Here is a 24,354-nt window from a genome sequence, read left to right as displayed (position 1 = left end):
GTCTGAAAAAGCTATTGACAGACGCTTACCAGAAAGCCAGCGAGAAAAACGAAGTCGGTACGCTGGCTCACGAGGCTTGGGAAACGCTTCAGACGATGTTCCGGCTCATCAAAGTGTCGATTTCGGGTGAGTACACCGGCGTGCCTGGCACCACAGTGGCCGCAGCCGTAGCCGTACTCATCTATTTCCTGAGCCCAATTGACCTGATTCCGGACTTCATTCCGGTGTTGGGCCTGCTCGACGATGTGGCGCTGGTAGCTTGGTTCTCAACCACACTCAAGCACGAGATGGACCGCTTTCAAGAATGGGAGCAGACCCGGCCAGCTGAAGTGAAAACCAGTATTGCTCAAGCTTCGGCTCCCACGAGCGGCCTCACGCCGGAAGCGACGCCTGCTGCTCATCCCTCGCACTCCAACGACCCAGCCGCTACCACCGCGCAGCCATCTTCTGAATCGGCAAAGCATGCGGGCCTGATTCACGAGTTTCCAACCCCTAGTACCGATTCCGGGCTGGGCTCGCCCGAGAGCAGCAACCCGAACCCGGTGCACGAGACCAGTCCCGATGCCGAATCTACTGGCCCCAACAGCGGCACTGCCAATGCCTGGGAAGGCAGCCGCAATGCCACTGACGCCGGCAATCTGGAAACCGGCGGCAACGCGCGTTAAGCACAAAACCCTAAGTCACAAAAAAGCCCCGCAACAGTATTGCGGGGCTTTTTTGTGGCTTAATGCTCCAACTCAATTCAAAGGCTGCTTAGGCAGCAGCGGCGTGGTCGCGCACGTAGCGCACGAAGTCGCCCACGGTGGTGAGCGGTACTTCGTCGGGGATGGTGATGCTGAAGTTGCGCTCCAGTTCAAGGATGATGTCGACTACGTCGACAGTGTCGAAGCGCAGGTCGCGGGCGAGGCTGGCGGTTTTGCGCACGCGGCTGGCCCGGATAGCCTTACGCTTGCTGATGATGCGAAAAACCTGCTGCTCGATAGTAGGCGTGTGATGAGCGGAGCTAGTGGATACGTACATAATAAAGTTGCGAAAAAAGGATGGCGGAGTGAAAGCCTTCCAAAGATGCTGAAGGCGCCCATCGGTAGTTGCTGCTGCAACAAAAACCAGCCGATGGGCCCCAACAACGCAGAAATTGTTAGGCTAGTACAGGCGGCGTGGCCGCCTGTATTTCTTCAGAGTCCACCTCGTGGGAATTGGTTGCAAGGTGGTCGGGATTTTTTCCGGAAATTTTTGCTTTGAGTGATTCACTCAGCAAATACATCACCGGCACTACTACCAGCGTAACGAGCGTAGCAAAGCTCAGACCGAAAATGATGGTCCAGGCCAGTGGGCCCCAGAACACCACCGACTCACCGCCAATGAAGAAATGCGGGTGGCCGGAGTTGAACAGCTCGTAGAAGTCAACGTTCAAGCCGATGGCCAGCGGAATGAGGCCGAGGATAGCGGCCGTAGCCGTCAGGATAACCGGATTGAGGCGAGTGCGGCCGGCCAACACGATGGCCTCACGCAGCCCCATACCCTGAGCGCGGAGCATGTCGGTGAATTCGACCAGCAGAATCCCGTTTTTCACCACGATACCGGCTAGGGCGATGATGCCCACACCCGTCATCACAATGCTGATGTTCATGCCCGAAATGGCCAGGCCCAGCAGTACACCGATGATGGAGAAAATAACTTCTGTGAGGATGATGAGCGGCTTGCTTACCGAGTTGAACTGCGTGACGAGCACCAGGAAGATGAGCGCCAAAGCACCGCCAGCAGCCACGCCAAGGAAGTCGGACGTTTCTTTCTGGTCTTCTTGGGCACCGCCCATTTTCACGGTGTAGCCGTTGGGCGTGGGGAAGGATTTCAGGGCGCGAGCAATGTTTACCACTACATCGGGACCAGTGAAGCCGTTGAGCACGTTCGAACTGATGGTGATGATTCGCTTGGTGTCTTTGCGCTTGATGCCACCATAAGTAGTGCCATAGCTCACGTTGGCCACCGATGAGATAGGCACCTGGCGGATGGAGCCGGTGGCATCACGGAAGGACAGCGGCGCGTTCAGCACCGTGCTGATGTCGTCGCGGTAGGGCTTGGCGTAGCGCACTTGGATGGGGTATTCATCGTCAGGAGTTTTGAATTTGCTGGCCTCGTAGCCATAGATGGACGTCCGCACTTCGGAGCCAATCTGGGCGGTGCTGATGCCTTCGCGGTTGGCACGGGTCCGGTCGATGTTGACAGCAATTTCGGGGTTACGGTCCTCCAGGTTGGAGCGCAGCTGCTCAACGCCGCCGATTTTCAGCGAATCGATGTAGCGGGTCACTTTCTTGGACAGGGCAGCCAGCTTAGGGTAGTCGTCGCCGCTTACTTCGATGGCAATGGCTTTGCCTTGGGGCGGGCCGGCGGCTTCCTGGTCAACCGAGATTTCGGCGCCGGGAATGCCTTTTACCACTTCCCGAATCTTATCCATATACAAGCCGGTGTGCGGGCCAGTCTGTTCGCTGAGCTCCTTGAAGGCCACGCCAACCTTGGCCAGGTTCGACTGCGAAACGCCGGTAGCGGTGGCTTCCGTTGGGTCGCCGGCGCCGATGGCTACGTTCGTAATCACCGATTCCACGTCGTGGTTGTGCTCGCCGATAACGCCGTAGATGCGTTTCTCCAGGATGCGGGCGATGGAATCAGTCACTTCAACCCGCGTGCCTACCGGCATTTTCAGGTAGGTGTAGATAAACTTGGGGTCGCCTTTGGGGAAGAAGTCCACCTTGGGTTTGCGGGCGCCCACGGCGAAAATCGAGAACACAAATAGCACTAACAGACCCAGCATGATAGCCCCCTGCCGCCAGAACGACCCGCCGATGGCGGCTGCTACCAAGCGCCCATAGGCATTCTGGAAGCGTGGCAGCACTTTGCTCTGGAAACCGGCAATCATGTACACGAACACGTACTTATCCAGCAAGCAGAGCACAATGATGGTCATCATCAGGTTGCCGAGGAAAGTGGAGCCGGCTAAATACCCAATCAGGGCAATGCCGCCCATTACACCCAGGCCAATGGCAAAGCCTTTGGTCATTTTGGGCTTATCGACGTGGTCCAAGTGCTCGTCGCGCTGCATGAAGCTCACAGCAAATACCGGGTTCATGATGAAGGCAACGATGAGTGACGCGCCCAACGTGAGGATGAGCGTAACCGGTAGGTAGAACATGAACGAACCCACGATGCCGGGCCAGAACATAAGTGGCACGAACGGCGCCACAGTGGTCAGCGTACCAGCTAAAACCGGAATAAACACCTCACCAGCTGCGTATTTGGCTGCCTGAGCAGTAGTCAGATTCGGATGCTCGTGCAGCAAGCGGTGGGTGTTTTCGATAACCACAATGGCGTCATCGACCACAATGCCCAGTGCCAGCAGGAAGGCGAAGAGCACAATCATGTTCAGCGAGAAGCCCAGGGTGGGCAGCAGCACGAAGGCCAGGAACATGGACAGCGGCACCGACAACCCTACGAACAAGGCGTTGGTGGTGCCCATGAAGAACATCAGAATCAGCGTTACCAGCAGGAAGCCGATGATGATAGTGTTAATCAGGTCATTCAGCGTCACGCGGGTGTCGTTTGAAGTGTCACCGGTCACGACGACGCTCAATTCCTTAGGCAGCGTGGTTTTAGAATCCTTGATAATTTCCTTGATTTTGTCGGAAGCGTCAATCAAGTTTTCGCCCTGACGCTTTACTACGTTCAGCGTCACGGCCGTTTTGCCATCGAGACGGGCGTAGCTTTCGCGGTCCTTAAAGGCATCTTCCACGGTGGCAATGTCGCCGAGGCGCACGGCCGCGCCGTTGAGGTTCTTCACCTGAATATCGGCAATGTCGGCGGCGCGGGCGTACTGGCCAGCCACGCGCACGGCGCGTTTCTGGGTACCCACATCCACGGAGCCGCCCGAGATGGTGATGTTTTCACGGGCAATAGAAGCCGTGATATCATTGAAGCTGAGACGCGAGGCGCGGAGCTTATTAAGGTCCACGTCCACGTTCACCTGCTGGTCGAGGGCACCCACGATGTCGACGCGGGTGATTTCGGGAAGCGCCTCAATCTTGTCCTGGAAGTCGTCGGCAATCTTCTTGAGCTGGCTCACGGGAAGGTTGCCGGCCAAGTTGACGTACATAATAGGCTGCTCCGAGATGTTCACCTCCTTCACCGTGGGGTCGGAGGGCAGGTCGTTCGGCAACTCGGTGCGCGCCTTGTCCACGGCGTCCTTGATGAGCTGCTTGGCGTACTGCACGTCCACGCCGGAGTTAAACTCTACGTCTACGATACAATAGTCCTGATTCGAGGTGGAGTTAATTTTTTTCACCCCGTTCACCCCTTTAATCTCCTTTTCGAGCTGGCGGGTCACCAGGTTCTCGATGTCGGCGGGCGACGTACCAGGGTACACCGTGGCCACGATGATACGCGGAATCACGATGTCCGGAAACTTCTCCTTGCCCAGCTTGATGTAGGCAAAAATGCCCATCACCGTCAACAGCAACGTAATAATGTAGATGCTGGTCTTATTATCAATGGACCAACTGGTGGGCCCAAACTCTTTTTCAATGTCCTGCATAATATGTTAGCTAGTAGCTTTTTGGTTGGACAAGCGGCTGATGAAGCCCAGGCCATCGGGTCGGTCCTCTGGAAAGGCGAACTACCCAATAAAGGCCATCGGCTCATAGCCCAATCTAGATTTTCACAGGCTGGCCGGGGTTCAGGTTTTCGTAGCCGGCCGAAATCACTTTGTCTCCGTCTTTCAGGCCGCTGGCGATTTCTACTTTGCCATTGTATGTCTGGCCTACTGTCACCACGCGGCGCTGGGCCACGGTTTTGCCCGACTCCTGAGCAGCTACATACACGTAGGAATTCTGGTCGTCGCGCTGCACCAAGTCCACTGGGATTACCGTGGCGTTGGCGCGGCCGTAGTTCTGGATGCGCACGGCGGCCACCATATTGGGGCGCAACTGGCTGGCTTTGTTCGAAGGCAGGCGCAGCTCCACCGTGAAGGTGCGGCTGGTGGCATTGATGCCCTGGCCTACCGTGCGGACGGTAGAGGTAATTTCCTCGTCGCCAAGGTCGGGGATTGTCACGATGGCTTTGTCGCCCGGCTTGATGCTGCCTGCGTAAGCTTCGGAGATGTCGGCCAGGATTTTGCCGCCCGTACCGCTAGCTAAGCGCGCCACCGGCGTACCGGGAGCCACAGCCTCGCCCAGTTTCAGCATCACATCATCTACAGTGCCGCCGAAGGGCGCCACCACGTTGTAGAGGGCGCGCTGCTGGTTGAGGGTGCTCAAGTTGCGCTGCAGGGCCTCGTAATTGTTCTTGGCTTGCAAGTACTGTACTTCGGTACCGATTTGCTGCTTCCACAGGCCAGCTTGCTTGTCGTAGATGGTTTTGGCCAAATCCATGCGGGTGCGCAGCTCGGCAATGTTGGCGTCGAGCACCGAGGCGTCGATGGTAGCCAGGGTCTGGCCCTTGCTCACCCGGTCGCCGCGCTGGATGCGCACGCTGGTGAGGGTACCGGCAGCGCGGGCGCCCACGTTGGCGTTCTGGTCGAAGTCGACGCGGCCCTGCACCTGGAGGTAGCTGTTGAAAGCCGTCGGGGCAATGTTAATAACCGATACCGGCGTGGCTTCGGTGGCCGGGTTGGCAGGCGTGCCGGTTTTGGCTTCCAAGTCAGCAATTTTGGCTTGGGTAGCAGCCTGCTGCTCTTTCAGCTTGGCCAGCTCGGCCTTGGGGTCTTTGCCGCCCCCATCGCCGCACGAGGCCAGAAATAGACTGGTAGCGAGGAGCTGGTAGCTGATGGCTTTGGTGAAATTGGTATTCATATCAAAAAAGGTGTTTCGAAGGAGAAATGGCTATCAGCTAAAAGCTACTTTTTGACCTGGTTATAGAGTTCGCCGGTGGCTTTGTCGCGGTCTACCTTGGCTACCAGCACGTCGTAAATAGCGCCGTAGTAGTTGGTCTGGGCCGAGCGCAGGTCGGTTTCCGCAGTAATTACTTCCAGGTTGGAGCCCACCCCGGCGTTGAACTTGATGCGCGTCACGCGGGCCACATCGGTGGCCAGGTCAAGGTTAGCTTTCTGATTGTCAAGCACGTCCAGGGCGTTAATGAGCGTGGTGCGGCTCTGGGCGTCCTGCAGGTCGATGCTTTGCTTGAGCGTTTCGAAGCCGCGCTCGATGGTTTGCTGCTGCAGGCGGCTCTGTTGCACCAGGTATTTGCGGCGGAAACCATCAAACACCGGCACCGACAAGGTCAGGCCCACGTTGCCGAAACCGAACCAGTTCTGGTTGGCGAAGCCGTTGCTGTTGCGCGAGTCGGGCCCACGGAAGGCAAACAGGTCGCCCGCCGTTGGGGCCGAGCCGGTGAAACCGTAGGCACCCGACAGCACGAGGCGCGGGTAAGCGCCGGCCTGGCGATTGCGCAGGTCGAGGCCAGCCAGGGCCTGCTGGGTTTCCAGGGTTGAGAATTCGATGCGGTTGTTGTAGTTGATGGCTCCGAGGGCTGCCGGTGGCAAACCGCCCGACAGCGCATTTTGCTGGTCGACACGGTTTTGAGTGGTCGTGTTATCACCGCCGGGAGTGGCAGGAGCCGTGGGCACAGCGCCCAGGCCCACCCCGCCGTTGCTCAGGCTGGCTACGCCGAGGCGCTGGCGCAGCGCTCCGGCATCGACCACGGCCGCGCCGAGTGAATCGGTCAGCTGCACGTTCTGCTGCTGCGACAGGCCCATCTGGAATTTCAGCAATGACACGCTCAACTCGGTGAGGCGCTGCGCTTTCTGCTGCTCCACCACCAGGTTGTTGCGCTGCACACGCAGGCGGTCCACGTCGAGCTTCTCCGCAAAACCGGCCTTGAATGTTTTATCGGTTTGGTAAAGCACAGTGTCGAGGCGCTGCACGTTGCGGGCCAGCAGGGCGAGGCGCGAGCGGGCTACCAGCGTGCTGTAGTAGGCCTTGCTGACCTGCTCGGCCACGTCGATTTCGGCTTGCTGGGTTTGCTTTTTAGCCAGCTCGGTATACACCTTAGCGGCCTTCAGGCCAATGAGGTACGAGCCATCAAAAAGCAGCTGCGATACCGACACACTGGAGTTGCCGGCGTATTGCAGGCCGAAAGCAATGGCCTGGGGCGGCAGCGCCACCACGGGGGCCGCTACCTGGGTCAGGTTCACGGTCTGGCCGCCCTGCGCGTTGGCAATGTCGGTGGCCGTGAGGGTGGTATTGCTGGCCCCGCCACCGAAAGCGCCCACGTCTACCAGGCTTTTCTGCAGCTTAAAGTTGTCCGACAGCGTGGCTCCCACGTTCACCTGGGGCAGGCCCTGGCTCTTGATTTCGCCCACTTTGGCCGCCGCTGTGGCCTCGGCCAAGCGAGTAGAAAGCAGCGTCGACTTGTTCTTGATGGCGTAGTCCACGGCCTGCTGCAGGCTCAGAGGCATGGTGCCTGTGGTAGGCGGTGCGGCCGGCATCGCGGAGGGCGAGGTTTGGGCAAGCAGCACCTGCGGCCCAGCCATGCCAAGGGCAGCAACCAGCAGGAATCTGGTTCGAAACAGCATCTTCATAAACAGCAAAAAAGGTAACAGTAAGCGAGGAAAAGCAGGATTATTCGGCTTCGGTGATTTGCCGGTAATGATTGATGAGCTTGTGCCCCTTCAGGGTAGCCACGCCCAGCAGAAAATGCTCGTCGAACACGCGGTTAACACGCATCGGGCTGAACTGCGAGGCAGGAAACAGCTCCGAGTCGAACGCCATTTCTATCTGAGCCAGGTTGAGGCGGGCCAGCACTTCCACGTCAAGGTCGGGCCGGAACAGGCCCTCGGCCATGCCACGGCGCAGGTTCTGAACTATCTGGGCCAGGATGAAGGTGTTTTTATGCGACCGAAATAGCTCCCAGGCCGTGGGATGGTATTTCTTCATATCGTTGAAGATGCTCGGGTGAACGTCGGCAAACTGCTCATCGGCCCACTTGGATATCAGCAACATTTCCTCCACGGCATCGGCCGCTTTGCTGGCCATCACCGCGCAGTCGCCCTGCACACCGGTGAGGTGCTGGGTGATGCCCGCCATCACAATCTGGTCTTTGTTTTCGAACCATTTGTAGAGGGTCTTTTTCGACATCGCCATGTCGGCGGCGATGTCATCCATGCTCACACTTTTGATGCCGTTGCGCAGGAAAAGTTTCTGGGCGTGGTTCAGGATTCGTTCTTTGATTTCCATAACTAACGCCGCAAAGATACAACGGAAACTTTCATTGTACTCAAAGTTTCCATTTTCTTTTTGGCGTTCCCAGCCAGCCCGGGCACTTTTCGCCACTACTTGACGTACACCCAGCCCGATTACTTTACCATATCCCGAAAAAAAGTGAGTTGCGGCCCGCATAGCCAACTAATTTGCCTGGTAATACAAAGCTAATAATTTTAGCCGAATAATATTTACTAATTCCAGTATTAATTTAAAAAAAGGCTTTGTCGCCCCTGCCAGCGCAATACCACGGCTGCGGGTACTTTTGCGGCGGCCCTGTCGGCCCGCTCTTATTTCGACGCTTATGAAAATCCGAACCGGCTTCGGCTACGACGTTCACCAACTACAGGAAGGCCTGCCGTTTTGGCTCGGCGGTATTCAGGTGCCGCACACCCACGGCGCCCTTGGCCACTCCGATGCTGATGTGCTCATCCACGTTATCTGCGACGCGCTGCTGGGTGCCGCCAACCTGCGCGACATCGGTTTTCACTTCCCCGACACCGACCCACAATACAAGGGCATCGATTCGAAAAAGCTGCTTTCCGGCGTGATGCGTCTGCTTCGCGAGCGCGGCTACGAGGTGAGCAACATCGACTCGACCATTTGCCTGGAGCGGCCCAAGGTGAACCCTCACATTCCGGAAATGCAGCGCGTGCTGGCCGCCGTAATGGGCATAGCCGAGGAGGATATCTCCATTAAAGCAACCACCACTGAAAAACTGGGTTTTGTGGGCCGGCAGGAAGGCGTGGCAGCTTACGCCAGCGTCCTTATCCAGAAATCGTAACCCTTGCTGTTGCCGCCCGGCATGGCGACCTGGTTTGACTCCCATCTACCCTATCCAACCCGACTCCCACCACACCAATTAAAATGAACAAAACTCCCCTCCTACTGGCGTTTCTGGCCCTGGCCAGTACCGCGCCGGCCCATGCTCAAAGCAAGGTTAAAGTCAAAAACAAGTCAGACAAAAACACTACGAAGGACATTCTGCGCGCCTCCGACCCGGCCGTAGCACCCGAAAAGGTGAGCGTCGATGAAAGCGTAAAATACGCCGACCTGGTGAATGCCGAGCGCCTGCGTAAGCATTTGGCCGTGCTGGCTTCGGATGAGTACGAAGGCCGCGAAACCGGCATGAAAGGCCAGCACATGGCCGCCACCTATGTAGCCGAGCAGTTTAAGGCCGCCGGGCTGACGGGCCCGTTAAAAACCGACGACCCGTACCAGCAGCATTTCAACGTGGAGCAGGTGACCTGGGCCGACGGCGCCACGCTGAAAGTGGGCAAAACCAGCTACGCCTGGCTGACGGATTTCTATGGGTTGAACGACTCGCCATTCGCGCAGGAAACCACCGTTAAACCCGTTTTTGTAGGCTACGGCATCGAGCAGCCAGGCTATTCCGACTACACCGGCGTGGACGTGAAGGGCAAAGACATTCTGGTGCTGATGGGCGAACCCACCGGCGACGGCGGCAAGGCCCTGCTCAGCGCCGACGGCTCGCCTACGAAATGGGGCAATGACTACCGCGCCAAGGCCCAGCTGGCCGCGCAAAAAGGCGCCCGCACGGTGTTCTTCGTAAGCTTCAACCCCACCAGCAACTTCGCCAAGCAAACGGCACGCATGGCTCCTTACATCAGCCGGGCCGCTACGGTGATGGTGAGCGACGACAAGCCCAGCCGCACGCCGTCGTTCTTCATTTCGCCAGCCGTGGGCCTGCAGCTATTAGGTACCAAAGACGCTACGATGCAGGCTTATCTGGCCAAAATCAACACGACAAAGCAGCCGGTGCCCGCCACTTTTAAGGTGGTGCCCATGCAGATTAAAGCGGAGCGCAAGCGCACGACCCTGGATACGGAGAACGTGCTCGGCTTCATTGAAGGCACGGACAAGAAGGACGATATTATCGTCATCTCGGCTCACCACGACCACCTAGGCATCCACGATGGACAGGTATTTAATGGCGCAGATGATGACGGCTCGGGCACGTCGGCCATTATTTCGATGGCCGAGGCTTTTGCCCAAGCTAAGAAGGACGGGCACGGCCCGCGTCGCAGCTTGCTGTTTCTGAGCGTGACGGGCGAGGAAAAGGGCTTGTTTGGCTCCGAATATTATTCTAAGCACCCGGTGTTTCCGCTGGCCAACACGGAGGCCGACCTGAACGTGGACATGATTGGGCGCACCGATGTGGAGCACGAAGGCAAACCGGACTACGTGTACGTCATCGGGTCCGACAAGCTGGCCTCGGAGCTAAAGGTGATTCTGGAAGCCCAGAACAAGCAGTACAACCCCATCGACCTGGACTACCGCTTCGACGACCCGGCCGACCCAAACCGCTTCTACTACCGCTCCGACCACTACAACTTCGCGGTGAACAAGGTACCAGTAGCCTTTTTCTTCAACGGTGTACACGCCGACTATCACCAGCAGAGCGACGAAATCGATAAAATCGAGTTTCCGAAAATGGAGAAGCGGGCCCGCTTAGTATTCCACCTGGCCTGGGAGCTGGCCAACCGCGAAGGCCGTATTGTGGTCGATTCGAACAAGCCCTAAAGAGGTTGTTTGCGTAAGCATCGCTGGAACGTCATGTCGGGCATCGCCGGGACACCTCGCGGGCAGTAGTAAACCAATCGATGGAGCTATTACCGTCTGCGAGGTGCCCCGACGATGCCCAACATGACGTTCTTCAATTTTCCGCGTCTCTCCTACTTCCGCTCTTTTGAATTGATGAACAAACTGATAATGCAGGGGCTGCTGGCCCTGGCTTGCGGCCTACCCGCTGCCGCGCAGCAAGCACCTGCCAAGATTAAAGTCAAGACCAAAAATGCAGCGGCTTCCGCTACCTCCGCAGCCGTGGACTGGTCGCGCACCTACGCTGCTACCATTGTGCCCGCGGAACTGCGCCAACGCCTGACGGTAGTGGCTTCCGATGCTTTTCAGGGGCGCGAGGTGGGGCAGCCGGGCCAAAAGCTGGCGGCGGACTATTTGGTGAAGCAACTCACAGAAATTGGCTTGCAAGGGCCGGTGACGGGTGGCGACACCCCGTATTTGCAGCACTTTCAGCTAACACGCGGCAACTACGCCGAGGGCGGCTATTTGAAGGTGAACGACCAGCGCTTTGAGTGGCTGAGCGACTTTTTCAGCTACGGGCCCATGGCTTCGCCTTTTTTAAAGGAAACGGTTTCGAAGCCGGTGTTTGTGGGCTTTGGGGTGGAGCAGGGAACGTATTCAGACTATAACGGGCTCGATGTGAAAGGCCGGGACGTGGTGGCCCTGATGGGCGAGCCACAGGACGACCGGGGCCACAAGCTGCTCAAGCCCATGGGCCGCAAGCCCGACTACTGGGACTCGGGCCTGCGCAAGGCGGCGTTGGCCAAGGCGCACGGGGCCCGCAGCATTTTCCTGGTGACGTTTGCGCCCACCGCGGCTTTTCGGAAGGAGGCCGAGCAGTTTGCCAGCACCTTGCACGACCCCGCTTTTTCGCTGCCCGAACCCGGCCCGGAAATCATCGACACGGTGGCGGAAAACATCCCGCCTGGCATCGGCGTGTACCTGACCTCGCAGGACCTGGGGCTGGCTTTGGCCGGCACTACCATGAATGGCTTGCTTGACTACGTGCGGGCCGTGGGCGCTGCCGGGCGGGCGCTGCCCTCTCCCTTTCAGTCCCCCACAGCCACCGTTTTTCTGCCCCAAAAGGAAGAGCAGCTGACCACCGAAAACGTGATGGGCTACCTCGAAGGCTCCGATAAGAAAGACGAGGTGCTGGTGATTTCGGCCCATTATGACCACCTGGGTGTGAAACACGACACCATTTACAACGGGGCCGACGACGACGGCTCGGGCACAGTGGCGGTGCTGCAAATTGCCCAAGCGTTTGCCAAAGCCAAAAAAGAAGGACACGGCCCGCGCCGCAGCATCCTGTTTGTGCTGATGACGGCGGAGGAAGAAGGGCTTTTCGGCTCGGAGTATTACACGGCACACCCGGTGCTGCCGCTGGCCAGCACCATCGCCGATTTAAACATCGATATGGTGGGCCGCACCGACCGCAAGCATAGCCCGAAGAAGCATTTTGTGTGCTTGGTGGGCTCGGATAAGCTGTCGTCGGAGCTGCACACCATCAGCGAAGCAGCCAACCGTGACTACACCAAGCTGGAGCTGGACTACCGCTTCAACGTACCGGGCGAGCCGGAGCATATCTATTACCGCTCTGACCATTACAACTTTGCACGTCGCAAAATCCCGGTAATTTTTTACACCACGGGTGAGCACGTTGACTACCACAAAGCCACCGACGATGTGGAGAAAATTGAGTTTGATAAATTAGCCGAGCGGGCGCAACTGGTTTTCCACACGGCCTGGACGCTGGCCAACCGCGAGCAGCGCATTGTTGTTGATTCGAACAAGCCATGACCAACGCCACCAAAGCCAGCCAATTTCAGCTCGACGCCGAGCGTAAAGCCTTCGACCGCGAGCACCGCCGCAAAATCCGCTTCAACATCGGCAAGTACGATGCGGCCGTGAGCGCTGGCATGAAGCTTTACCACGAGCACGAGCTGGCCCGCGACCGCGGCGCCTACCTGAAAGCCTCCGTGCTGGAGAAGCTCGACGAGTACCTGCTGCAATTCGAAACGGCTTTCACGGCCCGTGGCGGCCGGGTAATCTGGGCCCGCGACGCAGCCGAGGCTCTGGCCGAAATCGGCAAGCTGACGGCGGCCCGCAACACCAAAACCGTGGTAAAGGCTAAGAGTATGACCACCGAGGAAATCCACCTCAATAAGTACCTCGCCACGCAAGGCATTGAATCGGTGGAAACGGATTTGGGCGAGTACATTGTGCAGCTCAACGGTGAGCGGCCCTACCACATTGTGACGCCCGCCATGCACCTGAGCAAGGCCGACATCGCCGATATTTTTGTAAAGCACCTCGGCATTGAGCATACCGACGACGCCCAGACGCTGGTGCTTACGGCCCGGCACCTGCTCCGCAACAAGTACACCAGCGCCGAAGTAGGCGTAACCGGCGGCAACTTCCTCATTGCCAAAGAAGGTGCCATTGCCGTGACCGAGAACGAGGGCAACGCCCGCCTCTCGGCCACCTTCCCCAAGCTACACATTGCCATTGTGGGCATCGAGAAAGTCATTCCGCAGCTCACGGATTTAGACCTGTTCTGGCCCCTGCTCAGCACCAGCGGCACGGGCCAGCAAGTGACGGTGTACAACACGGTGTACTTCGGCCCGCGCCAGCCCGATGAAGTGGACGGACCGGAGGAAATGGTGGTCATCCTGCTCGACAACGGCCGCACCAACCTGCTGGCGCAACCCGACAAGCGTGCCGCCCTGCGCTGCATTCGTTGCGGGGCCTGCCTAAACGTGTGCCCGGTGTACAAGAACATTGGCGGCCACACCTATGAAACCACGTATTCCGGCCCCATCGGCTCGGTTATCAGTCCGCACCTGAGCGGCCTGCCCGAGCACAAGCACCTGAGCTACGCCAGCAGCCTGTGCGGCGCGTGCACCAGCGTGTGCCCGGTGCGCATCCCTTTGCACAACCTACTGCTGCTCAACCGCCAACAGAGTGTAGAAGAAGGTTATGCACCAACGGAGGAGAAGGTGGCCATTAGCCTGTGGAAGTGGAGCATGCAGCACCGCTGGGCCCTGGATATTCTGCCCACCAAGATGAAAGACTGGAGCCTGGGCCGACTGCTGGGCCAGGTGGGCTGGAGCAAGCGGCGTGAGAGCCTGCACATTGCCGGTCCGTCGTTCCGGGAGTTGTGGAAGCAGCGCACCCCGCCGACTGAGTAGCCGCAGCAAATCAACAGGTTTGCAGCAAGGTAGCAACTCATCAGACAGGCCACATAGTGACGACAGAAATGCCCAGGAGCCTGTCGCCGCTATGCGGCTTCATTCTGCGCGCCCATTTTTGCTACAGAGCAGTCGCACTACGCACCACCTCAACACTTCAGGACTAGTGCAAATGGACTATGAGGGCTAAACTCCCGTAGTGTTGCCGCATGTTGCATTGCCAAGCAGTTTGCCTCCTCTACTACTCAATAAATGGCAGGCATGAATTAAGCTAATTAATAGCCTATTTTTTGCACTACTAATTAGACCATTACCCCACAATATGATAATTAATAAGCACAACTATACACCAAGAGCCATTCTTATTGACTTTTTCCGTTATTCATTAGTCAATCGATTGTCTAGAATTTTGGGAAATTAAGCTTCTCTTATAGCTTTTGAGCAGTAGTTAACCAAGCTTATTGCGCTATATTTCGGACAGCAAAACAATAATTTACTACTTGATTAATTGAGGCTCGCCTTGCACAGCGATGTCTTTATTCAATTTGGTCATCGGATTTTTCTTAGCAAGCAATATAATTGTTATAGCTACCACCCAGCTATTAGCTCGCGCTTTCCAATATAGAATTTTCCTTTGAACTAGCTGTTTGCAAAAAAGGCAAATCGTGCCCCAGCACGATTTGCCTTTTGGAAGTTTTTTCTCCTCTTTTTCTTATTTTCTATGCTGGAGCTTTTTCATTCCGGAGGGCGAAGCGTGCCTCATTCTTTCCACAGGCGTTGGTGCTGCCAATGAACTGTTCCGGGCCGCTACTACAGGTATATCCATGCCCTGACCGAAACTCAATGAGCGCCTATCCGGCCTCATTGGTATTTCCTGGGCCGGTAGCATAGCGAGTTGCCAGACTGGCTACGTGCTCTACCACCAGAAGGGGCCACACAACCGCTGAGAATATATCGGGAACCGCCGCGGTGCAAGCCACACCAAGGCTACTGGGTTGGCCATGCTATTGCTGCCAGCTCCGGCAGCCTGCTTTGGCACGCCCATGTTTTTCCACAAAAATTTAACAATCAATTTTTTTAATTACGAAGGCATGACCCAACCCGTACTTCCCCATTGGCCCCTCCGACAGCCGGCTCCATCAACTCGAACTGCCTGCTGGCGGTGGCTGCTGCCGCTTCTCACACTGCTCCTTTGCCATGCGGGAGGCTGGGCGCAAAGTACTGCTAACTACGGGTTCGTGACGGAAAACAGCGGTGGTAACGCTACACTGGTGAGCATGACCTCTACCACCAGCTTGCTTGCGACCGGCACCTACCGCGATGATGTCGCATCAGCGGTGGTACCCATTGGGTTTGATTTTGGGTTCATGGGCAAGCGCTACAGCGAGTTCAGCGTCAACTCGAACGGGCAGCTCCGGTTGGGTGCATCCCTTATCGCAGGCACGGGCTACACGGCGCCGGTTGCGGGGGCGGCCATCATCGCGCCCATAACCGGCGACAATGATATGCTGGCCACGGGCAAGGTTCATTACAAGCTTATCGGTAGTGCGCCAAACCGAATCCTTGCCGTGGAGTGGCTGAACATCCGCCTTCCGGGAGATGATGCCAACCCAACTACGGGCACTGCAAGCCTTGTGCAGGCAACCTTAAGCGAAACGACCGGAGTCATTGTGTACCGCTACGGCGCCATGGTCAACAACTCGACCACGTCGCAGGCGCGCTCTGTGGCTTTCTCCTCGGGCCTGGGCACTGCCGCGGGCCTGGTAGGAGCCGTGACCACTATTACCGGAACTCCTGCTTATACCGCAACGGGTGTTACGCTCTACGCCACGACGTCATTTACTGCTTCGGCAGCGATGACCAACTTAAACAGCACCAACAACACGACCCGGCGCGTCTTCACCTTCACGCCGAACGCAACCCCTAGCGCCGCGCCTACTAATCTGACTTTCACCTCTATCGGCGCAAGCTCGCTGGCACTAAACTGGACGGATAACGCCACCAATGAGGTGGCCTATTCTATTTATCGGTCGACGGACAATGTCAACTTCACCTTCGCTGGGGAGACGGCTGCTAATGTCACTTCGTTCACAGACATGGGCCTGACGCCCGCCACCCTGTACTATTACCAAGTGCGGGCTACGGCGGAAGCCAAGCAAAGTGCTTCGCTCACCGGGAGCGTAACTACGATTGCTCCGGCGCCGCTCAACGGACTTTATACCATCAACCAGACCGGCTCGGGCAGCAATAACTTCGCGTCGTTCACGTTGGCCATTAATGCGCTAAACGACAAGGGAATCAGTGGGGCCGTGACGTTCAATGTGGCGGCGGGCCAGACGTTTGCGGAAAACCCGCCGGCCATCACTGCCACGGGCACGGTGGCCAATCCCATCGTGTTCCAGAAAACTACCGGCACCAACCCGGTACTGCAAGTGACGACCGGTGCGGCGGCCATCGACATTGCGGGCGGCGACTATTTCACCTTCATGGGCATTGATGTGAGCGCCGGGGCCACTGGCCCCATTTATGGCTACCGCATCCGCAACGCCACCGCTACCAACGGGGCCTTTAACAACACAGTGCAGGATGCCCGTATCACCCTGGACCGCACCACCTCCACCAGCGGCGCAGGCCTAATTCAGACCAGTAACTTTATCGGCGGAGGTGTGGATGCCTCAGCTGGTAGTGGCCTAAACCAGAACAACCGTTACCTAAACCTAGCCATATTTAACGCTTACAACGGCATCTGGCTATATGGCACCAGTACCGCCGCAGCCGATTTAAATACCGAAGTGGCCTACTGCACCGTGGGTAACCCAGCCGTGCCCGGCGACATTGGGAATGGCAACGGGACCACGGCCACCACGGCTTACGGCATCCGCTCGGTGCTGCAAAACAAGCAGTCCATCCACGACAATACCGTGACCAATGTGTGCGCGACCACCACTGTGTATGGCATTAGCATTGAGGACAGCTATGGCACGGGCGCAAACAGCGGCAAGTTTTTCAACAACCGCGTGAGCGGGGTGCGCAACAACACGAGCACCACCTCGTCGACCACCGTAGCCTACGGCATTCGCGCTGATGTGGTCACCACTGTGGGCACCCACACGCTGAACATCTACAACAACTTCATCTGGAACATTACCCACGGCCGGACGGGCACCACGGCAACTGCCACCCGCATTATCCGGGGCCTCTACTTACAGAGTGTAGGCAACGGCTCGGGTTCGGCCATTAATGTCTATTTTAACTCGATAAGCATCGACGGCTCGGGCTCGCCGAGCGGCAGCAACACCTGCCTTGAGATAGCCACAACCTCGGGACCGGTATATAACATTCGTAACAATGTCTTCGCCAACATTACCGGGGCGCAGACAGGAGGCAAGCATTATACTTTTGTTTCAAGCAGTTCGACGCTTGTTGGCGCGGCGGGCTCGGTGTCGAACTATAACGACCTGTACGTGGCCGGCGGTACCGGCGACGCTACCCACGGGTACGTGGGAGCCATGGGCGCGCCGTCGACCACCGTACCCAGCACCTCCGACCAAAGCATGCTGACGGACTGGCGGATGGCCAATTCGCAGGACGCCAACTCCAGCTCGACCGACCCCCTGTTTACCTCTGCCACCGACCTGCACCTGCTGGCGACTTCGCCCGCGAAGGGAGCCGGGCAGGCCATTGCCAGCTATACTACTGACATAGATGGCGATACCCGCAAAGCCATTCCCGACCTAGGCGGCGATGAGATTCCGGCTTCAGGCACGGACGTAGCCACTTCTACCCTCAACGGGCCCACCACGGGCTTCGCGCCTGGTGCCATGCCCGTCACCATCAGCATTGCCAACGTTGGGCTCTCCACCATCAGCACGGTAGACGTCAGCTACGTTCTCAACGGCGCCACTACCAACCTGGGCACCATCACGCTGCCTACACCCCTAGCCTCTGGGGCTTCGACCATCGTTGCGCTGGGCAGCCTCACGTTTATTGACGACGTCAACACACTGTCGGCCATGGCCACGACCGTCGGCGATGCCGACGCCAGCAACGATACCAAAGGCCCGCTTAGCTACCGACCGGCGCTCAGCGGCGCCTACACCATCGACAATACCCAACCCACAGCGGCCCACAACTTCGCAAGCTTCACCGACGCGGCCGCGGTGCTAAACACGGCCGGGGTGCGTGGCGCGGTGACGTTTGCGGTAAGCAACGGCCCGTATAACGAGCAAATCAGCCTCGACCCTATTGCCGGAGCCAGCGCCACCAACACCATCGTATTCGACGGCAACGGGCGCACCATTCAGTTCGGCTCGAACGATTCCGACCAGCGCGCCGTCATCCGCCTCAATGGGACCGATTTTGTCACTTTCGACAATTTACTGATTGACACCACTGTGGGCGGAACCTCGGCTACGACCTACGGCTGGGGTGTACAGCTAATTAATGCAGCTGACTACAACCGCATCCTGAACTCGACTATCATCTGCACCGTGGCTTCGACATCGGTTGGCTACGCTGGCATTGTGGCCAGTGGCTCGAACAGCTCGCCCACCACAGCGGGCGACGCGGCCAACTTCCTGACCGTGCAGGGCAACACGGTTGTGGGCGGCTACTACGGCATCATCCTCAACGGCAGCAGTGCCGCTGCACTGGCCGGTGCCCACCAGATTCGCAACAACACCATCCGGGACTTTTACACCTACGGTATTGATGTGGAAAGCAATAATGGCGTCCAAATCATTGGCAACGACATTCATCGCGCCACCCGTACAGCTGCGGTCAGCTCCTTCCTAGGCATCTACATCACGGGCGGCACCATCAACGCCGACATCGAGAAGAACCGCCTTCACGATACGTTCACGGCCACATCCAGCACCAGCGGGGCCGAATACGGCATCTATTTCTCCGCGAACGACGCCACGACCACCACGGCAAACGACGTTGTGAACAACCTGCTGTACAACTTCAATTCTCCAAGTGGCCTTGAATATGGCCTGTACAACACCGACTCCGACTACGTGCGCTATTACCACAATACGGTGGTGCTGAACACGGTTAGCGCGTCGACCACCTCGACCACGGCGGGCTTTTACCAGCTCACCGCGGCCACGGGCATTGAGTTGCGCAACAACCTTTTCAGCGTGACGCGCAACGCCGCCGGCACCGGAAGCAAATACGCGCTGGCTTTTGGCACCGCCACCTCGACCATTGCCTCGAACTACAATAACCTGCACATCGGCACGGGTACGAACTTCTACACTGGTCTTAAGGCCAGCACTTACGCTACGCTGGCTAACTGGCGGACGGGTTCAGGGCAGGATGCCAACTCGGCGCAGCTGGACCCCGGCTTCGATGCCGCCTTCAAGCCCAGCCTCGTGGCCCTCGATAACCTGGGCGTGCCGCTGGCACGTGTCACCGACGACTTGGCCGCAGCACCCCGAAGCGCAACGACCCCCGACATGGGCGCTTATGAGTTCACGGGTGCGGCCTGTGGAACGGTCCTCAACCTAACCGCGACCAACCTGAAGGCTACTTCGGCTGACCTCACCTTCAACCCCGGCGGCAGCAATACCAGCTTCATTGTGATGGTGAACGACGGCACCACGACCACTACGGTAACGCCCAGTCCCACGGCCTCGCCGGTGTTGCTAACCGGCCTGCTGCCAGGCACCGAATACACCGCTACCGTGACCGCCGACTGCGGCGGTGGGCAAACCTCGCCGGCCGCTACCGTGATATTTACGACCCGCGTAGCCAACGACGAGTGCGCCGATGCCATACTGCTGACGCCCGGTGCGGCTGGGGCAGGCTGCACCACACCCACCAGCGGCACTACACTCAACGCTACCTCGACCCTGGCGGCCACGCCCTGCACCGGCACTGCCGACGACGACGTGTTCTACTCATTCGTGGCCACGACCACCCAGCACTCCATCGTGATGAACGAAGGCACCGGCTTCGACGGCGTTATCGACCTACGCTCGGGCACCTGCAGCGGCACCAACCTGCTGTGCCAGGACCTGACCGCCAGCGGCGGCGTGGAAACCATGGTGGCAACCGGCCTGACGGTGGGCGGCACCTACCTGGTGCGCGTGTACAGCTTCTCGGCCACGGCTCCTACGGCAAGCAACAGCTCGTTCACCATCTGTATCACGACGCCAGCGGCATGCGACGTACCGACCACTGTGGCAGTCAACACCATCGCGCTTACCTCGGCTAATGTCACGTTTGCCGCAGGCTTTGGCGCGACTTTTTATACTGTAACAGCTACCCCGGCTTCGGGGCCCGTTGTGACGGCAACGGGGCTCGGCTCGCCCATTGCCCTGACCGGCCTGACCAGCGACACCCAATATTCGGTGGCTGTGACCAGCAACTGCGGCGGGGGCGCGACGGCAACATCTGCGCCTGCCGTCAGCTTTAACACCCTCATTACCAACGATGACCCCAGCGGTGCCATTGCGGTAGCGCTGACGGCTGATTGTACGTCGGTCACATATGGCACGAACGCAGGTGCCGGTACCACCACGGCCAACGGCTATGCCAACCCTGGCACCGCATCCAATAGCTGCGGTATTGCCACCTCTCCTAAAGACGTGTGGTACACCTTTACCACGCCGGCCACAGGTGCTGGCAGCGTTATTATTACGGTGACGGGCAACCCCGCCGGGCAAATCCGGGCGTTTTCCAGTGCTAGTGGCACGGCGGGCCCGTTTACCCAAATTGGCTGCTCGGCTTCAGGTGCTGCCAATATGGTGGCACCGCCGCTGACTTTATCAGGCTTAGCGGCTTCTACTACATACTTCGTGCGCGTTGCCGGTTACAGCACTACCGATACGCAAGGAGCCTTCACTCTTTGCATCACGACGCCGCCGGTGAGCTGCGGCGCTCACACGCTCCTAGCCGTAGCCAACATTACTCAGACCTCGGCTGATGTGACCTTCACGGCCGGCTTGGGCAACACCAGCTTCACGGCTATGGCTATGCCCCAGAGCGGCGGCGCAACAATCACCGGCACGGGCACTGGCTCGCCCATTACCCTAACTGGCCTCACGGCGGGCCTTACTTACGACCTAAGCCTGCAGGCCGTGTGCGCGGCGGGCGGCACCACGCCGGCCGTGACCACAACCTTCAGCACCCCGGCCACCTGCACGCTCACTACCTGGACCGGGGCTACCAGCGACAGCTGGTTTGCCAGCACCAACTGGAGTAGCTGCGTGCCATCGGCCGGCACGGACGCTGTAATTCCGGCCGGCCTAGCCCGCTACCCAAGCCTGACCACCGGCACCGCCGACGTCCGGACCCTGACGCTGGCCAACGGTGCCAGTCTGCACCAGAGCGCTGGCACCCTGAACGTGTACGGCGACCTGACCAGCAGCACACCCGCTGCCAATGTGAGCCTGACCGGTGGCACCGTCGCCTTTCGGGGTGTGACGCCAACCGTGACCGGCCCGCTGACCCTCTACGACCTGACTGTGAGCCTGACCGCGCCCGCTGGCATATTGGCCCTGAACGCCAGTTCCACTGTGACCCACACCCTGACTATGACCCAGGGCGTGCTGACCACCGGCACGTTTGTCCTGACGCTGCCCACCGCTGCTACCATCAGCGAGACCAACACCAGCTACGTGCTCGGCCATGTAGCAGTACCCGGCCGCAGCCTAGCCACGGCCACCGCTGAAACGTTCGGCGGCATCGGCCTGACCCTGACGCCGGATGCGGCCTCTGCCGTTTTCCCTGGTCCGACCACCGTGTTCCGCACCACCGGCACGGCCCTGACCGGTGCTGGTACTAGTACGAGCATCACCCGCTACTTCGACATTCAACCCACGGTGAACACCGGCCTGAACGTAGCCCTTGACTTTGCTTACTTCGACCACGAGCGCAACGGCATTGCCCCGAGCAATCTGGTGCTGTTCAAGTCCGTGAACGGCCCAGCCGGCCCCTGGGCGAACCAGTCGCCCGTTACTACCCCGGGCAACTTGGTGCGCAAGACCGGCATCACCGACTTCTCTATCTGGACACTGGGCAGCATTGCGGCCCCACTGCCCGTGGTTCTAACCACCTTCACGGCCGAGCGGCAAGGCACCGATGCGGCCCTGACTTGGACCACGGCCAGCGAGCAGAACAACCGTGGCTTCGAGGTGCAGAGCAGCGCCGACGGGCGGGAGTTCCGCACGCTGGATTTTGTAGCCGGGGCCGGTAGCAGCACCGTTCTGCACCGCTACGCCTTCGCCGACCACGAAGCGGGCACCGCCGGCCGCCGCTACTATCGCCTGCGCCTGCTCGACCTAAGCGGCGCCATGACCTACTCCCCCATCCGCAGCGTGCGCTTCGACAACGAGAGCCTGACTGGCAGCTTCACGGCTTCACCTAACCCATTTGCGGGCGGGTTTATGCTGGGATTGCAGGCCCGGACGGCACAAGCGGCTGTGAAGGTCACCTTGCTTGATGCCACTGGGCGCCAGGTGTACCAAGGCTTGCTTGATGTGCCAGCCGGTGGCAGCCAGCTACCGGTTGCGGGCCTAGAAGGACTGCCTGCCGGGATGTACCTGCTGAATCTGACGCTGGATGGCCAGGCCCTGCGCCTGAAGATGATAAAAAATTAGTGCTGCACTGAACAAACTGACCACCCACAGATAGCCATCAAACAGAGCCCCGCTGGATTTCCGGTGGGGTTTTGTCTAGCACGCAAGCTGTGAAAGGCTTTTGCACGCAGGGTATCGCCAAAACTACTGCCTGAAACAACGGGTGCGGTAGGCCTGAGCCTTCGGCTGCTAGTGAGTGAGGACGAAGAGCGTTGGACTTCCCCAAAGGGGCTGATTTGTAGCTAAATTGTTTGCAAAGTGCGAAAAGTCTACTGTTGAGTCGTTTGTTGTCAGCACTTCACCAGGCTTGCTCGTATTAGGGCATTTGGCTAATTATGTACGCTTATCTGTTGATTGCCTTGCGCATCATTACCGGCCTGGGCGGCATGGTATTGGTCATCACGACGCTATCGGCGGCTATTCGCTCGTTTGTGTTGCCGCGCAACGAGGTGGTGCGGCTGAACGTGTGGGTTTTCATAAGCATTCGCGTGTTTTTCAACTTTGCCGCGAAGCTGGCCAATTCGTATGAGCGGCGCGATAAAATCATGGCCCATTACGCGCCGGTGGCCCTGGTAGCCCTGCCTGTGGCCTGGGAAACGCTGGTTAGCGTAGGCTACACGGGCATGTACTGGGCAGTGGGCGAAGGCAGCTGGCTGCACTGCTACCAGCTAAGCGGCAGCTCGCTGCTCACGCTGGGCACCATTGATGACTTTAGTGTTGCGGGGGGTATTCTGACATATTCTGAAGCCACGCTGGGGCTGCTGCTGCTCACCCTGCTACTCTCCTACCTACCCACTATTTACCAGGCATTTGCGCGGCGCGAGACGACGGTGGCGCTGCTGGAGCTGCGGGCCGGCACGCCGCCCACCGCTGCCTGCCTGCTGGGCTGGCTCAACCACGACGGCTCGGTGCAGAACGACGACCAGCAGTGGGCCGCCTGGGAGCAATGGTTTGTCGAGATTGAGGAAAGCCATACCTCGCTGCCCATCCTATCGTTCTTCCGCTCGCCGCAGCCCGGCCGCTCCTGGGTAAGCAGTAGCGGCCTGATTCTGGACACGGCCGCGCTGCTCTTCGCCGTCGTGGATGGGCCGCGCCCCCGGCAGGCCCAGCTCACGTTTAAAGCCGGCTGCCTGACCCTGAACCGGGTGTACCGCTTCTTCGACGACCGGGCTGGTGCCGAGCCGACCACCCTGATGCCCCCCGACGATGAGCCAGCCAACTCGAACGGTCAGGCGGAATTTGACCAGGCTTGCCAGCTGCTGGCGGAGGGCGGCCTTAAGCTGTGCGCCGACCGCCAAATGGCCTGGCAGCAATACCAGGAGCTTCGCAGCCGCTACGTGCCCGCGCTCGATTTCCTGAGCAAGCTGACCATGGCCCCGCGCCACACAAATGCTATTTGAGACACCCGATTTACTTACTGCTATCAGGTGGCACTACGGTACTGCTTTATCAGCAATTAGTCAGTTGCGGTACAGCTACCTCACGCGGGGCAGCTTGGGTATGGTGCAAGCTGCTTCGTCTCGGGGCATGGCACGGCGCCATGCCCGGAATTATTTTAATACCCCTACTTCGCCTTTTACCCATTTAAATAAGGGTTTTTTAAAGGATTGAGCGGCTTTTTGGGGTTTCGGTAGTGGGCTGAACAAAGATGATGAAGACCTGAGTGTGAGGCAGTGCCAATTGCTGCTTAATTTACATCCCCATTTCATCAGAATGCTCATTTTATATCGGTAA

General features: G+C 58.6%; 11 protein-coding genes and 1 pseudogene. 7 read left to right on the top strand and 5 right to left on the bottom strand.

Annotated features, from left to right (window positions below; all coding sequences use genetic code 11):
* Positions 1-95: 95 nt before the first annotated feature.
* Positions 96-257, top strand: a pseudogene (locus J4E00_RS30200) (YkvA family protein); the annotation flags it as partial.
* 496 nt (positions 258-753) lie between these two features.
* Here J4E00_RS30200 and J4E00_RS06325 read toward each other — a convergent pair.
* From J4E00_RS06325 to J4E00_RS06305, 5 genes are all read right to left on the bottom strand, one after another.
* Positions 754-1,020, bottom strand: a complete 267-nt coding sequence (locus J4E00_RS06325; RefSeq protein ID WP_208174271.1) for an acyl carrier protein — start codon at positions 1,018-1,020, stop codon at positions 754-756.
* A 118-nt stretch (positions 1,021-1,138) separates the two neighbouring features.
* Positions 1,139-4,582, bottom strand: coding sequence for an efflux RND transporter permease subunit (locus tag J4E00_RS06320; protein WP_208174270.1), 3,444 nt, complete (start codon positions 4,580-4,582; stop codon positions 1,139-1,141).
* A 115-nt stretch (positions 4,583-4,697) separates the two neighbouring features.
* Positions 4,698-5,837 (bottom strand): efflux RND transporter periplasmic adaptor subunit, encoded by a 1,140-nt coding sequence (locus tag J4E00_RS06315; RefSeq protein WP_208174269.1) that lies wholly within the window; start codon positions 5,835-5,837, stop codon positions 4,698-4,700.
* Between the two features lie 44 nt (positions 5,838-5,881).
* Positions 5,882-7,564, bottom strand: a complete 1,683-nt coding sequence (locus J4E00_RS06310; protein ID WP_208174268.1) for a TolC family protein — start codon at positions 7,562-7,564, stop codon at positions 5,882-5,884.
* A gap of 40 nt (positions 7,565-7,604) precedes the next feature.
* Positions 7,605-8,219 carry a TetR/AcrR family transcriptional regulator gene (locus tag J4E00_RS06305; RefSeq protein ID WP_208174267.1) on the bottom strand — a complete coding sequence of 205 codons (615 nt, stop codon included), beginning with the start codon at positions 8,217-8,219 and terminating at the stop codon, positions 7,605-7,607.
* A gap of 328 nt (positions 8,220-8,547) precedes the next feature.
* On the opposite strand from J4E00_RS06305, the gene ispF reads away from it, so the two are divergent.
* From ispF to J4E00_RS06275, 6 genes are all read left to right on the top strand, one after another.
* Positions 8,548-9,027, top strand: a complete 480-nt coding sequence (gene ispF, locus J4E00_RS06300) for a 2-C-methyl-D-erythritol 2,4-cyclodiphosphate synthase (protein WP_208174266.1) — start codon at positions 8,548-8,550, stop codon at positions 9,025-9,027.
* 83 nt (positions 9,028-9,110) lie between these two features.
* Positions 9,111-10,787: a M28 family peptidase gene (locus J4E00_RS06295; RefSeq protein WP_208174265.1), complete on the top strand. Its 1,677-nt coding sequence runs from the start codon at positions 9,111-9,113 to the stop codon at positions 10,785-10,787.
* Positions 10,788-10,961: 174 nt separating this feature from the next.
* Complete coding sequence (locus tag J4E00_RS06290) at positions 10,962-12,644, top strand: M28 family peptidase (protein WP_236049528.1); 1,683 nt, start codon at positions 10,962-10,964, stop codon at positions 12,642-12,644.
* Positions 12,641-14,035, top strand: coding sequence for a LutB/LldF family L-lactate oxidation iron-sulfur protein (locus J4E00_RS06285; RefSeq protein ID WP_208174263.1), 1,395 nt, complete (start codon positions 12,641-12,643; stop codon positions 14,033-14,035). The genes J4E00_RS06290 and J4E00_RS06285 overlap by 4 nt, the downstream gene beginning before the upstream one ends.
* Before the next feature lie 1,277 nt (positions 14,036-15,312).
* Positions 15,313-22,641, top strand: a complete 7,329-nt coding sequence (locus J4E00_RS06280; RefSeq protein WP_208174262.1) for a fibronectin type III domain-containing protein — start codon at positions 15,313-15,315, stop codon at positions 22,639-22,641.
* A gap of 314 nt (positions 22,642-22,955) precedes the next feature.
* The gene (locus J4E00_RS06275) at positions 22,956-24,020 is read left to right on the top strand and encodes a hypothetical protein (RefSeq protein WP_208174261.1); all 1,065 of its coding nucleotides are present in this window, start codon (positions 22,956-22,958) and stop codon (positions 24,018-24,020) included.
* The last annotated feature ends 334 nt before the right edge of the window (positions 24,021-24,354 follow it).

This window comes from Hymenobacter negativus (assembly GCF_017571495.1).
GTDB lineage: Bacteria > Bacteroidota > Bacteroidia > Cytophagales > Hymenobacteraceae > Hymenobacter > Hymenobacter negativus.
This window is presented reverse-complemented; position numbering and strand designations above follow the sequence as displayed.

Coding starts and splice junctions, on each gene's coding strand:
- J4E00_RS06325 (WP_208174271.1), bottom strand. CDS start 1,020: ATGTACGTATCCACTAGCTCCGCTCATCACACGCCTACTATCGAGCAG.
- J4E00_RS06320 (WP_208174270.1), bottom strand. CDS start 4,582: ATGCAGGACATTGAAAAAGAGTTTGGGCCCACCAGTTGGTCCATTGAT.
- J4E00_RS06315 (WP_208174269.1), bottom strand. CDS start 5,837: ATGAATACCAATTTCACCAAAGCCATCAGCTACCAGCTCCTCGCTACC.
- J4E00_RS06310 (WP_208174268.1), bottom strand. CDS start 7,564: ATGAAGATGCTGTTTCGAACCAGATTCCTGCTGGTTGCTGCCCTTGGC.
- J4E00_RS06305 (WP_208174267.1), bottom strand. CDS start 8,219: ATGGAAATCAAAGAACGAATCCTGAACCACGCCCAGAAACTTTTCCTG.
- ispF (WP_208174266.1), top strand. CDS start 8,548: ATGAAAATCCGAACCGGCTTCGGCTACGACGTTCACCAACTACAGGAA.
- J4E00_RS06295 (WP_208174265.1), top strand. CDS start 9,111: ATGAACAAAACTCCCCTCCTACTGGCGTTTCTGGCCCTGGCCAGTACC.
- J4E00_RS06290 (WP_236049528.1), top strand. CDS start 10,962: ATGAACAAACTGATAATGCAGGGGCTGCTGGCCCTGGCTTGCGGCCTA.
- J4E00_RS06285 (WP_208174263.1), top strand. CDS start 12,641: ATGACCAACGCCACCAAAGCCAGCCAATTTCAGCTCGACGCCGAGCGT.
- J4E00_RS06280 (WP_208174262.1), top strand. CDS start 15,313: ATGACCTCTACCACCAGCTTGCTTGCGACCGGCACCTACCGCGATGAT.
- J4E00_RS06275 (WP_208174261.1), top strand. CDS start 22,956: ATGTACGCTTATCTGTTGATTGCCTTGCGCATCATTACCGGCCTGGGC.